Origin of the sequence: Massilia sp. METH4 (assembly GCF_037094685.1) — a bacterium.
Classification (GTDB): domain Bacteria; phylum Pseudomonadota; class Gammaproteobacteria; order Burkholderiales; family Burkholderiaceae_D; genus Rugamonas.
The window spans coordinates 272,892-284,816 of record NZ_CP146614.1 but is presented as its reverse complement, the minus strand read 5'-3'; the positions used below and the strand labels follow the sequence as shown (position 1 = coordinate 284,816).

Below are 11,925 nucleotides of genomic sequence, written 5' to 3'. Positions count from 1 at the left end.
ACAGGGCGGCGCATGAAAAAAATCGGTTTCTCGGGCACGCTGGACCCGATCACCAATGGCCACATGTGGGTGATCGGCGAAGCCCGCTCGATCGCGGACGAGGTGATCGTCTTCCTGTCCCAGAACTCCACCAAGCAGCCGCGCTTCTCGGCCGAGGAGCGGCGCGCCATCGTGCTGGAAAGCTGCGCCGAGCGGCAGTGGGACAACGTGCAGGTCTTGATCGTGAAGAGCGACTACACGGCACGCGTGGCGCGCAAGCACGGCGTGGACTACCTGATCCGCGGCATCCGCAGCACGGCCGATTTCGATTACGAGAACCTGATCCAGCAAACCAACGTGGAAGTGATCGGCGGCGCCAAGACGCTGTTCGTGATGCCGCCGCGCGACCTGGGCTCGGTGAGCTCGAGCTTCGTCAAGGCGCTGGAAGGCCCGGTCGGCTGGAACTGGACGACGAAGAAATTCGTGCCGGGCCCCGCCTACCGCGCCTGGATCACGAGCTGGCTGCACAAGGAATGGCAGGCGCTATTCCCCGGCGACACGGAGTGGTTCGCCAGGCTGACGGGGGCCGATGCCTACGGCGGCGCCACGCGCCATTACCACAACCTCGACCACCTGGTGCACGGCCTGGCCGAGATTCGCGCCTGGGCCGCCAACACGGGTGCCGCCGCGCGCGACGCGGATCTCGTACGCGCCGCGTTCTGGTTCCACGACGCGCATTACGGCCACGAGCCGTCGGCCATCTCGAACGAGGAGGCCAGCGCGCGGCTGTGGCTGGGCAGCGGGCTGGAACCGGATGCCGCCCGCGCGGAAGAAGTGGCCACGCTGATCCGCGCCACCGACCACCTGCAGGGCGGAGACGTGGCGCACCCGCTGAAGGACATCCTGCTGGGCGTGGACCTGGCGATCCTGGGGCAGAACGAGGAAGTGTACGGCCACTACATGCGCGGCATCCGCGCCGAATACGGCCACGTGCCCGAGGAGCGCTACGGCGAGCAGCGCGCCCGCGTGCTCGAACACCTGCGCGGCAAGGCTTATGGCGGCACGCTGTATGCCGATCCGTGGTTTTCGGAGCAGTACAACGAGCCGGCCATCGTCAACATGACGCGGGAGATCGCGCAGCTGGCGTGAAGGGCGCCGGCGCGGCTTAGATGACCCGGCGCGGGGCCGCCGTCAGCGGATCGCCGCTGTTCGGCGTTCCCGTCGGCTCGATCAGCAGGATATGCGCTTCGTCCCGTGCCCGCGGCCGGTGGCGCACGCCCTTTGGAACGATGTACATCTGGCCGGGCGCGAGTGTCACCGTCGCGCCACCTTCGAGGTCGATCTCGAGATGGCCGTCGAGGACCAGGAAGAAGTCGTCGGTGTTGTCGTGAACGTGCCAGTGATACTCGCCGCGCAGTTTCGCGACCATCACATCATGGCCATTGAACAGCGCGACGGTGCGAGGCTGCCAGGCCTCGTTGAAGGTGGCCAGCTTGCCGGCCAGGTCGATCGGAGTCTGCATGGATGGCTTCCCGAAAAGGTGAAAGTGCCATTCTTGCCTTGCCGGCCAGCGTGGTCTTGTACAATCGTTGCATGAGTCCCGATCCCCGTCAGCCGCTCAACCAGGCCACGTTTGGCGCCCTGGCCAATGGCGTAACGCTGATGCGGGCAAGCTTTGCCGACCATGCCTTCGAACGGCACAGCCACGACAGCTTCGCGATCGGCACCACCACCCATGGCATCCAGCGCTTTCGCTGCAAGGGAAGGCAGTATGACAGCCAGCCCGGCGATTTCGTGCTGTTCAATCCGGAGGATGACCACGACGGCAGGGGCGGCACGGAGGATGGCTTCCGCTACACGATCTGGTACGTGCCCGAAGAGTTCATCACCAGCGGCGTGACGGCCGATGGTCCGGCCCGCGAGCGGTATTTCTCCAAACCCCATGTCACCGATGCTGAGATGGCGGAACGCTTCAGCAGATTGTCCATCAGCCTGGCGGAGACACCTGCCGAGTCGCTGCGCGTGGAATCGCTGATGCTTGCGTTCCTGGGCACGATGTTATGCCGACATGGGGAGCGCCCGGAATCTACCGTCATGGCCCGTCTCGACGCCGGTGCCGCGGCGCTGGCCCGGGCGAAAGACTATATCCGTACTTGCTACGCGAACGACATGACGGTATCGGACCTGGCCGCCGCGGCAGGCTTGTCCCGTGCCCACTTGACCCGGGCGTTCAGCGCGGCGTATCACATGCCGCCACACATGTACCTGAATGCCGTCCGCATCGCGCAAGCGCAAGCCCGCATCCGCCTCGGCATGCCACTCGCATTGGTGGCGCTGGAATGCGGGTTCGCGGACCAGAGCCACCTCACCCGGCGGTTCAAGGGCAGCGTAGGTGTCACGCCATCGGCGTGGCGGACGATGACGTGCGCTGGCGCCAAGTCACCGATCGCAACCGGGGGATGACCAGCCTCCAGCCAGGAGTTTTTCGTGCGTCCCTGAGCAAGCGGGAAATACTGTCGTTACTTCCGGCAATCACGCCGGGGATAGACAAACCAGCTTGCACTCCTGCTGCGCCGCCACCAGCAGTGTCGTCTGCCTGAGCCGCAGCATGCCATCCGACGGGTGATTGAACACCCGCTCACCGCCTTCCCGATGCAGGACGGCCTGCTCCTTCCAGCAGCGCGAGAAGGCCTCGCTCCCCGCTGACAGGTCCTCGATCAGCGCGAGGAACGCCGCATCGTGCGGGCAGCGGCTGTAATCGGCCCTGAACTCGGCCGCCAGGCGCTGGCAGCGCTCCGGCCAGTCCGCGATCAAGGCCCGCGCGAGCGGCGAGAGAAAGACGAAGCGCATCAGGTTGCGATCCGCGGCGTCTTCATCCAGCCAGCCGCTGAACAGGCGCGCGGCCGGGGCATTCCAGGCGCGCACAGTCCATGTTCGATCGAGCAGGTAGGCGGGCACGGTGACCAGCGAGGGCAGGGCGAGCAGGTCCGCGGGGACGTCGGCGATGACGCTGGCAGGCGATGGGTCGCGCTTGCGGGCCAGGTCGAACATCGACGCGCGTTCGGCCGAGGTGAGCCGCAAGGCATCGGCCAGCCGGGCCAGCGCGGCGGCGGAGGCCGCAACCTCGCGTCCTTGTTCCAACCATGTGATCCAGGTGGTACTGACGCCCGCCGCGTCGGCCAGCTCCTCGCGGCGCAGCCCTGGCGTGCGGCGTCGGCCGACGCCGGAAACGGGTGGCGGCAGCCGCTCGCGGTGGGCACGAATGAAGGCGCCGAGCAGGCGGCGGGGATCAGGCTGGGTCATGGGTACGGAACATGGCGGGATTTATACCAGAATAAGCTGCTATCTTGTACCAGTTAAAAGGCGGGAACACAATGGACTTCCCAACCCTATCTTTGGAGTCTTCATGAACGCCCATAGCCACAATGAACACGTGAACAGCCAGTTCGGTCCGCAGGCACATGCCTATCTCACCAGCGCGGTCCACGCGCAAGGCGAAGACCTGGAGCGGATCGTGAACCTGGTGGGCAGCCGCCCCGATGCGATCGCGCTGGACATGGGCTGCGGCGGCGGGCATGTCACGTTCCGGTTGGCGCCGCAGGTGGGCAAGGTGGTCGCCTGCGACCTCTCCGACGACATGCTGCGCGTGGTGGCCGACGAAGCAGCCCGGCGCGGGCTCGCCAATGTCGTGACCAGGCGCAGCGCGGCCGAAGCGCTGCCGTGCCCCTCGGGTTCCTTCGACGTGGCCGTCACCCGGTACAGTGCACACCACTGGCACGACGTGCCGGCCGGCCTCGCGCAGATGCGCCGCGCGTTGAAAGCGGGCGGAACGATGATCGTGATGGACGTCGCCACGCCGGGCGTGCCTCTGCTCGACACGTGGCTGCAAAGCCTCGAATTGCTGCGCGACCCGTCGCACGTGCGCAATGCGTCGCCCGCGGAATGGCGCACCATGCTGGGCGCCGCTGGATTTTCCATCGCGGAGGAAACGCGGTTCCGCCTGCGCCTGGACTTCCCGTCCTGGGTGGAACGGATGAAGACGCCGTCCACGCATGTGGCGGCCATCCGGTCGTTGCAGCAGCGTGCGCCGAACGAGGTGCGCGATTACTTCGCCATCGAGGAAGACGGCAGCTTTACGGTGGACACGATCCTGATCGCGGCGGCAGCCACGTGACAAGAGAACACCGGTGACAGGCACCGATTCTCAGGAAATGTTTCCCAAGAGGCGGAGCCTGTCACCGGTTTTTAGGAAATATTTCCCAAGAATCGGAGCCTGTCACCGGTGTTGGCAAGGCACCGGTTCCAGGGGGCGCTTCTTAGAACTTCACATGCAGCCGCGCGAAGTACGAGGTGCCGTTCAGGCCGAACTGCACGCTGTCGTACTTGAAGCCGTTGTCGGTTTCGTCCGGGTTTTGTGCGGTCGGCTTGGCGCCCCAGATGTTGTTGGCGCCCACCGTGAACTTGATGTTCTGGGTGAAGCTGTAGGCCACCGACACGTCGGCCGACGTCTTGGCCTTGTAGTACAGGTTCGGCACGCCGGCGGCGGTGCCGCTGAAGGTGCCGAGGGTCTGCGGGCCGAAGTGGATGATGCGGAAGTCCGTATCCAGCGGGCCGGCGACGTAGTTGAAGCCCAGCGTGGCCTTGCGGCGCGGGCCGCCCTGTTCGATGAACAGGCGCTCGCGCTCGGACAGCAGCACGTCCTCGTAGCCGGCCAGCGATGCCGGGGCGTGGATGTCTTCCACCGTCGTCTTCGAGAAGTTCGCGGCCAGGAAGGTGGTCAGGCGGTTGCCGAACAGCGTGCCGCGGTGCGAGGCGGTCAGGTCCAGGCCCTGCGTCTTCGTGTCCACCGAGTTGACGAAGAACTGCGCCTGGCCCACGCCCAGCGTCGACAGGCGCGCCGCCAGTTCAGGATAGTTGTCGGCATCGAAGCGGCCGGACAGCACGATGCGGTCGCGGATCTTGATGTGGTACAGGTCGGCCGTCACGGAAATCGCCGGCGTCGGCGTCCACGTCGTGCCCAGGGTGAAGCTGGTCGACTTCTCTTCCTTCAGCTTCGGAATGCCGGCCAGCGTGGCGACGGCACCGCCGTTCGGCGCCAGCACCACGTCGGTCGGCACGCCACCGATGAAGTCGGTGAACGTGGAGGAGAAGTAGGCCTGCTGCAGCGACGGGGCGCGGAAGCCCGTGCTGGCCGAGGCGCGCAGCAGCGTGGTCGGTGCCACGCGGTAGCTGCCGGCCAGCTTGCCGGTCACGGTGGAGCCGAAGTCGCTGTATTTTTCCCAGCGCACGGCGCCCTGGAGCTTGGCCGCATCGGTCAGGTCCGCTTCCATGTCCAGGTAGGCGGCGGTGCTGTGGCGGCGCGCGTTCGTCACGTCGCCGGGCTGGAAGCCGGGGAAGCCCTGGCTGCCCGCGTTGCCGCCATTGCCCACGCCGTCGGCATCGATGTAGGAACCCGGCTCGCCGGCGAAGATCTTGTATTTCTCGACGCGGTACTCGGCGCCGAAGGCCACGTTCAGGCCCTTGCCCAGCACGCCGTCGAAGTAGCGCGCGAAGTCGGCGTTCGTCGTCCACTGCTCGAACGAGAAGCCGCCCGCATCGAAGCTGTTGGGGCTGATGCCGCGACCGCCAGCGAGCAGGTCGGCATTGGCGATGGAGGCGTTCAGCGTGTTGCTGATGTCGTACATCAGGCGGTTGTAGCCGTAGGTCTGCGAGATGTCGGCATTCCACTCGCCCAGTCGCGCGCGGTGGCCAACGATCGCGTAGCGGTCATCCATGTCGCCATTGATGAACGGGACGAAGCCTTCCGGATACATCGCGGCCGAGTTGCGGCTCGGGATATCGTCGGTACCGATGCCGCCGCGGCCAAAGGCGGCGGACGAGGCGTCGCGCTTCTGCACGCCGCCGGTGAAGTAGAACTTGCCCGTGCCGCCCGCCACGCCGGTCGGGATCTCGCCGTTCACGTACAGCGTCTGGTTTTCCGTCTTCGAGTCGCCGATGATGCGCGGGTTGCCCGGCTCGGAGCGGTCCGAACGGCCGCGATCCAGGTATTCGGCCGTGATGCCGACCACGCCGCCGCCCAGGGCGATACCGCAGTAGGCCGATGCCAGCCAGTTCTCGCCGTCGCCGGCCGAGTACTGGCCATAGCCCGTCACCGCTTCGCAGCCCAGGCTTTTCTTCAGGCCGATGTCCATCACGCCGGCGATCGCGTCGGAGCCGTACTGCGCGGCGGCGCCGTCGCGCAGCACCTGCACGTCGCGGATCGCCAGCATCGGGATCGCATTCAGGTCGGTGCCCGTGTTGCCGCGGTTGCGCGCGCCGAACAGGTTCACCAGCGAGGACGTGTGGCGGCGCTTGCCGTTCACCAGCACCAGGGTCTGGTCCGAACCCAGGCCGCGCAGGGCGGCCGAATCGACGAGGTCGGCACCGTCGGCACCGGACTGGCGGGTCGAGTTGAACGAGGGGGAAATATTGGTCAGCGTCTGCGACAGGTCAAACTGGCCGCCTTTCTCGGCGGCGCCGGTCAGCGGGATCACGTCGATCGGCACCACGGTATCGGTGGCCGAGCTGGTGGCGCGGCGCGAACCGACGATGCTCACGGTCTGCATCTGCTGGGGCGTACTAATTTGCACTGGCGCCTGCACCGGCTCCGTTGCCGCCTGGGCCTGGGCCAGCGCGGCGGGGGAGAAGGCGAGGGCGGAAGATCCATACAGGGCGGACAGGACGGCAAGGCGTAGTGTGGACAAGGGCTTCTCCGAAACGGGTAAATCGGCGATTTTATCGGCCCGTATACATTTGACCTAGGCGCAACATCCACAGTGTGACAATTTTGCAAACGACACAATTTTTATTACCGTGCAATGCCAAAATTCTGGTATGGAGCACTGCTGCCGCGTAGCGGCGCTTGAAGCGGGCCGGAGGGTATAATACTGTATGTTTATACAGTATCAGCGTCACCATGCCAGCCGCCACGCCACCCTTCGGACTGCCGCCCTATGCGGAACTGTTCTGCATGACGAACTTCTCGTTCCTGCAGGGCGCCTCGCACGCGGAGGAACTGGTGGCCCGCGCGATCCAGCTGGACTATGCGGCGCTGGCGATCACGGACGAGTGCTCGCTGGCCGGCGTGGTGCGCGCCCATGGCGAGGCGAAGGGGGCCGGCTGGCATGCCAATCTCCGCATCGGCAGCTGGTTCCGCCTGTCGAACAAGGATGGCAGCGAGGCGCTGTCGCTGCTGGCCATCGCGCAGAACCGCAACGGCTACGGCAACCTCTCGGAGATGATCACGCTGGGCCGCACGCGCGCCGCCAAGGGCGAATACCTGCTGCTCCCCGATGACTTCGCGGCGCCGCCGCCCGAGCGGACGCACCTGCGCGGCCTGCCCGACTGCCTGCTGATCGTGTTGCCTTCGTATCCCGTGTGGGAGCCGGCGGACGTCGACAGGCTGCATGCCCAGGCGGCCTGGATAGCGGCCACGTTCGGCGAGCGCGCCTGGCTCGGCCTCACCCTGTTGCAGCGCGCGTTCGACGAAGGTCACCGGCAAAGCATCGAGGAAGTGGCGGCGCAGCACCGGCTGCCTGTCGTCGCGGCGGGGCAGGTGTGCATGCACGTGCGCTCGCGCAAGCCCCTGCACGATACGCTGTCGGCGATCCGCCTCGGCAAGCCGGTGGCCGAATGCGGCTACGCGCTGGCGCAGAACGCCGAGCAGCACCTGCGCTCGCGGGTGCGGCTGGCCAACGTCTACCCGCGCGCGGCGCTGGAGGAAACGGTGCGCATCGCGGGCATGTGCGCGTTCTCGCTGGACGAGCTGCGCTACGAATACCCCAACGAATTGATCCCCGAGGGGCACACGCCATCGTCCTACCTGCGGCAGGAAACGTACCTGAGTGCGCACATCCGCTATCCCGGCGGCATTCCGGCCAAGGTGCAGCAGCAGGTCGAGGAAGAGCTGGAACTGATCGCCGAGCTCAAGTACGAGTACTTCTTCCTCACCGTGTACGACATCGTGCGCTTCGCCCGCTCGCAGGACATCCTGTGCCAGGGCCGCGGCTCGGCGGCAAACAGTGCCGTGTGCTACTGCCTCGGCATCACCGAGGTGAACCCGGCCGAGAGCACGCTGCTGATGGGCCGCTTCATCTCGCGCGAGCGCGACGAGCCGCCGGACATCGACGTGGACTTCGAGCACCAGCGCCGCGAGGAGGTGATCCAGTACATCTACGCGAAATATGGGCGGCACCGCGCCGCGCTGGCCGCCACCGTGATCTGCTACCGCCCCAAGAGCGCGCTGCGTGACGCGGGCAAGGCGCTCGGCGTGGACCTGGCCATCGTCGAGAAGGTGGCCAAGTCGCACCACTGGTTCGACAGCAAGCATGAACTGCTGAACCGCTTTGCCGAATGCGGGCTCGATCCCGATTCGCCACTGGCCAACCAGTGGGCCAGCCTGGCGCAGAAGATGCTGGGCTTCCCGCGCCACCTGTCGCAGCACGTGGGCGGCTTCGTCATCGCCCAGGACAAGCTCTCGCGCCTGGTGCCCATCGAGAACGCCACGATGAAGGACCGCAGCGTGATCCAGTGGGACAAGGACGACCTGGAGGAACTGGGCCTGTTGAAAGTGGACGTGCTGGCGCTGGGCATGCTGTCCGCGCTGCGCCGCGCCCTGGACCTGATCGGCCAGCGCCGCGGCGAGCAATTCCGCATGCAGGACGTGCCGCGCGACGACACCGCCACCTACGACATGATGTGCGAGGCCGACACCGTGGGCGTGTTCCAGATCGAGTCGCGCGCGCAGATGACGATGCTGCCGCGGCTGCGCCCGCGCCGCTTCTACGACCTGGTGATCGAGGTGGCGCTGGTGCGGCCCGGCCCGATCCAGGGCGGCATGGTGCACCCCTACCTGCAGCGCCGCCTCGACCCTTCGCTGGTCGATTACCCGGAAGGCCTGGAGGCGGCGCTGCAACGCACGCTCGGCGTGCCGATCTTCCAGGAGCAGGTGATGCAGGTGGCGATGATCGCGGCCGGCTTCTCGGCAGGCGAGGCGGACCAGCTGCGCCGCGCCATGGCCGCGTGGAAGCGCAAGGGCGGCATGGACAAATACCGCGGCCGCATCATCCAGGGCATGACCGACCGGGGCTACGACATCGAGTTCGCCGAGCGCATCTGCGAGCAGATCCAGGGCTTCGGCGAATACGGCTTCCCCGAATCGCACGCCGCCAGCTTCGCGCTGCTGACCTATGTGAGTTCCTGGATCAAGTGCCACGAACCGGCCGCCTTCCTGTGCGCGCTGCTCAACAGCCAGCCGATGGGTTTTTATGGGCCGTCGCAGCTGGTGCAGGATGCCAAGCGGCACGGCGTGGAAGTGCGGCCGATCGACATCACCGTGAGCGGCTGGGATTCGGCGCTGGAAGAGAAGGGCGAAGGCTTGCAGCCTGCGGTGCGCCTGGGCATGTCGCTGCTGCGCGGCATGCGTGCCGAGACCGCGGAGCGTATCGAGCAGACGCGCGCGCTGCGCGCGTTCGACAGCGTGGCCGACCTGGCGCGCCGCGCCCAGCTGGACCGCCACGACCTGCAGGTGCTGGCCGGCGCCAATGCCCTGCGCAGCCTGGCCGGCAACCGACGGCAGGCATTGTGGGAAGCGGTCGGCGCGGTGCCGGACAAGGACTTGCTGCGCCCCACCGAACCGGTCGAGGACACCCCGGCGCTGCGCGCGCCCAGCGAAGGCGACGACATCGTGGGCGACTACCGCTCGCACGGCCTGACCCTGGGCCGGCACCCGCTGGCCCTGCTGCGCCCGCAACTGCTGCAAAAGCGCTTCCTGCCGGCCGAGGTGCTGAACACGTTCGCCGATGGCCAGCTGGCGCGCGGCGCCGGCATCGTCACGGTGCGGCAGCGGCCCGGCACGGCGAAGGGCGTGCTGTTCATCACGATCGAGGACGAGACGGGCAACGTCAACGTGATCGTCTGGCCCGACCTCGTGGACAAATTCCGGCGCGAGGTGCTGGGCGCCTCGCTGCTGGGCGTATACGGCGTGTGGCAGCAGGAAGGCATCGTGCGGCACCTGGTGGCCAAGCGGCTGGTCGACCTGTCGCCGCTGCTGGGCAGCCTGCCCACATCGAGCCGCGACTTCTGTTGAGTGCCGGAGGGCGGACTTCGGGGGTAACATAGCGAACCAATCACCGCGAATCAATCACCGCGACCCAATCACCACGAATCCATTACCGCGAACTTATTACCAATACAAGGAGGAAAAGCCATGAACCAGCCAGAGGCGGATGAACGCGTGCTGACCACGCTGCGCATCGAAGTCGACCCGTTCCCGGAAAACGCCAGGGCCGCCCGGTTCACGATGGTGGACGAAGGCGGCGAATCGCTGACCGCGCCGATTTCACTGCGCGAAGGCGAACTGGAAAACCTGCACGACGTGTTCGCCAAGATCGCCGCGCACAACTCGCCCGCCGCCGGCGCGCTGCCATTCGGCATGCCGGACGAGGCCCGTGTCATCCTCGGTTTCGACGACTACGTGGCGCCGAACTTCCTCTTCTACTGCACCATCGCCTTGCCGTCCGGCGACGGCGGCTACCAGCCGACGACCGGGCGCGCCCTCGTGCCCGACGCCGCGCTGGCGCGGCTGGTCGACGGCTTGCGGCAGGTGAAGGATGCCGGGCAGGGCACGGTCGACTGGACCGTGGCGGACTGAATCGACATCGTGGCGGGCGCACGGCAGGCGATGCCGCGCCGCCCGCTCCGGGTGCACTGAACGTTTCCTCCATCGGCCTTTGCTGGCACAATGTGCCGATGGACAATTTGACAATACGCCCCGCCACCGTCGCCGACGCGCATGCGATCGGTTCCCTCATCAAGGACCTGCTGCCGTTCCTGACCGTGCATCCGCAAGGGCTGGGGGCGGAGCAGTTCATCGCCAATGTCGGCATCGATGCCCAGCGGCGCTACCTGGCCCAGGAGTCCTTCCGCTACCACGTCGCACTGCGTGGCGATGAGCTGGTAGGCGTCGTCGCCGTGCGCGACAACACGCACCTGTTCCACCTGTTCATCAAGGAAGCGCTGCACGGCCAGGGCCTCGGCCAGCGCCTGTGGGAACTGGCGCGCGATGATGCAATGGCGCGGGGCAATCCCGGCAATTTCACGGTAAAAGCCGCCGGACGGGCAGTGGGATGGTACCGCCGCCTTGGCTTCGTGCAGGAGGCCGAGCGGATCGAGCACGATGGCATCGTCGACGTGCCGATGCGGTGGGTGAAGGGACCGTAAAAAGACGCGAGCTCCCGAAGGAGCTCGCGTTGCGGCCGGGTTATGGCCGAAGCCGGCGGCCCGCGCAGGACACAACCGGCAAGGGAGATGACGGGGCCGGCCAGCGGCCCGTCATGCCATCAGAGCACGCGGCCGGAGTCGTGACCCAGCGGCGAGCTGCTGGTGGAAGCGCTGCCGGCACCCATGCCACCGCCGAGGCCGGTGCTGCCGCTCGTTCCATAGTAATTGTGGACTTCCGTCTGCCAGGCCTGGTTGGCCATGTCGGGCCAGCGGTCCTTGTCGAAGCCCGGGGCATTCTCGATGCGGTCCTTGTCGATGTTCAGGCGCAGCTGGTGGTTGGCCGTGTCCAGCGCCAGCGCTTCCCAGGGAATCGCGAACAGCTTTTCGCCGATCGTCAGCACGCCGCCCGATGCCATCACCACGTAGGCGACCCGGCCGCTCTGCATGTCGAGCATGATTTCCTTCACGGTGCCCAGGTGTTCATCCTGCATATTGTGGATGTGGTCGCCGATCAGCGTGTCGGCGCCCATCAGGCGCGGCCCCGGCCCCTGGTGGCCCTGGTCGACGTAGTTGCCGTATCCATCGCGTTCGAAACTCATGGTCGCCTCCTGTTGAAATAAAGATATTTTCCGTCCAGGCACGGGCGCAGTCTGTACGTTCGCGCACAATCGCTCGACCGGGGCGGCA

Annotated in this window: 10 protein-coding genes; 6 read left to right on the top strand and 4 right to left on the bottom strand. The window is 66.6% G+C overall.

What is annotated here, in order from left to right:
* Window positions 1-12 precede the first annotated feature (12 nt).
* On the top strand, window positions 13-1,128 hold the full coding sequence (gene coaD, locus V6Z91_RS01335) for a pantetheine-phosphate adenylyltransferase (RefSeq protein WP_338765609.1): 1,116 nt from the start codon (window positions 13-15) through the stop codon (window positions 1,126-1,128).
* Between the two features lie 16 nt (window positions 1,129-1,144).
* Here the strand turns inward: coaD and V6Z91_RS01330 are convergent, their stop codons facing one another.
* The gene (locus V6Z91_RS01330; RefSeq protein ID WP_338765606.1) at window positions 1,145-1,501 is read right to left on the bottom strand and encodes a cupin domain-containing protein; all 357 of its coding nucleotides are present in this window, start codon (window positions 1,499-1,501) and stop codon (window positions 1,145-1,147) included.
* 2 nt (window positions 1,502-1,503) lie between these two features.
* Here V6Z91_RS01330 and V6Z91_RS01325 point away from each other — a divergent pair, with 2 nt between their 5' ends.
* On the top strand, window positions 1,504-2,442 hold the full coding sequence (locus tag V6Z91_RS01325; RefSeq protein WP_338765603.1) for an AraC family transcriptional regulator: 939 nt from the start codon (window positions 1,504-1,506) through the stop codon (window positions 2,440-2,442).
* A 69-nt stretch (window positions 2,443-2,511) separates the two neighbouring features.
* On the opposite strand, the gene V6Z91_RS01320 is transcribed toward V6Z91_RS01325, so the two are convergent.
* Complete coding sequence (locus tag V6Z91_RS01320; RefSeq protein WP_338765601.1) at window positions 2,512-3,282, bottom strand: helix-turn-helix domain-containing protein; 771 nt, start codon at window positions 3,280-3,282, stop codon at window positions 2,512-2,514.
* A 103-nt stretch (window positions 3,283-3,385) separates the two neighbouring features.
* Between V6Z91_RS01320 and V6Z91_RS01315 the strand changes: the two genes are divergently transcribed.
* Complete coding sequence (locus V6Z91_RS01315; protein WP_338765598.1) at window positions 3,386-4,153, top strand: class I SAM-dependent methyltransferase; 768 nt, start codon at window positions 3,386-3,388, stop codon at window positions 4,151-4,153.
* Between the two features lie 142 nt (window positions 4,154-4,295).
* Here V6Z91_RS01315 and V6Z91_RS01310 read toward each other — a convergent pair whose 3' ends face one another.
* A complete protein-coding gene (locus tag V6Z91_RS01310; protein ID WP_338772141.1) occupies window positions 4,296-6,584 on the bottom strand; it encodes a TonB-dependent receptor in 2,289 nt (762 codons plus the stop codon).
* 350 nt (window positions 6,585-6,934) lie between these two features.
* On the opposite strand from V6Z91_RS01310, the gene V6Z91_RS01305 reads away from it, so the two are divergent.
* The 3 genes from V6Z91_RS01305 (at window position 6,935) to V6Z91_RS01295 (ending at window position 11,238) form a co-directional block, all read left to right on the top strand.
* A complete protein-coding gene (locus V6Z91_RS01305) occupies window positions 6,935-10,105 on the top strand; it encodes an error-prone DNA polymerase (protein WP_338765595.1) in 3,171 nt (1,056 codons plus the stop codon).
* Between the two features lie 120 nt (window positions 10,106-10,225).
* Window positions 10,226-10,669, top strand: a complete 444-nt coding sequence (locus V6Z91_RS01300) for a hypothetical protein (protein ID WP_338765592.1) — start codon at window positions 10,226-10,228, stop codon at window positions 10,667-10,669.
* 98 nt (window positions 10,670-10,767) lie between these two features.
* Window positions 10,768-11,238 carry a GNAT family N-acetyltransferase gene (locus V6Z91_RS01295; RefSeq protein ID WP_338765589.1) on the top strand — a complete coding sequence of 157 codons (471 nt, stop codon included), beginning with the start codon at window positions 10,768-10,770 and terminating at the stop codon, window positions 11,236-11,238.
* A gap of 119 nt (window positions 11,239-11,357) precedes the next feature.
* On the opposite strand, the gene V6Z91_RS01290 is transcribed toward V6Z91_RS01295, so the two are convergent.
* Window positions 11,358-11,837 carry a PRC-barrel domain-containing protein gene (locus tag V6Z91_RS01290; RefSeq protein ID WP_338765587.1) on the bottom strand — a complete coding sequence of 160 codons (480 nt, stop codon included), beginning with the start codon at window positions 11,835-11,837 and terminating at the stop codon, window positions 11,358-11,360.
* Window positions 11,838-11,925 lie beyond the last annotated feature (88 nt).

Excerpts from the sequence above, each read along its gene's own strand:
- coaD (WP_338765609.1), top strand. The coding sequence starts at position 13 with ATGAAAAAAATCGGTTTCTCGGGCACGCTGGACCCGATCACCAATGGC.
- V6Z91_RS01330 (WP_338765606.1), bottom strand. The coding sequence starts at position 1,501 with ATGCAGACTCCGATCGACCTGGCCGGCAAGCTGGCCACCTTCAACGAG.
- V6Z91_RS01325 (WP_338765603.1), top strand. The coding sequence starts at position 1,504 with ATGGCTTCCCGAAAAGGTGAAAGTGCCATTCTTGCCTTGCCGGCCAGC.
- V6Z91_RS01320 (WP_338765601.1), bottom strand. The coding sequence starts at position 3,282 with ATGACCCAGCCTGATCCCCGCCGCCTGCTCGGCGCCTTCATTCGTGCC.
- V6Z91_RS01315 (WP_338765598.1), top strand. The coding sequence starts at position 3,386 with ATGAACGCCCATAGCCACAATGAACACGTGAACAGCCAGTTCGGTCCG.
- V6Z91_RS01310 (WP_338772141.1), bottom strand. The coding sequence starts at position 6,584 with ATGCAGACCGTGAGCATCGTCGGTTCGCGCCGCGCCACCAGCTCGGCC.
- V6Z91_RS01305 (WP_338765595.1), top strand. The coding sequence starts at position 6,935 with ATGCCAGCCGCCACGCCACCCTTCGGACTGCCGCCCTATGCGGAACTG.
- V6Z91_RS01300 (WP_338765592.1), top strand. The coding sequence starts at position 10,226 with ATGAACCAGCCAGAGGCGGATGAACGCGTGCTGACCACGCTGCGCATC.
- V6Z91_RS01295 (WP_338765589.1), top strand. The coding sequence starts at position 10,768 with ATGGACAATTTGACAATACGCCCCGCCACCGTCGCCGACGCGCATGCG.
- V6Z91_RS01290 (WP_338765587.1), bottom strand. The coding sequence starts at position 11,837 with ATGAGTTTCGAACGCGATGGATACGGCAACTACGTCGACCAGGGCCAC.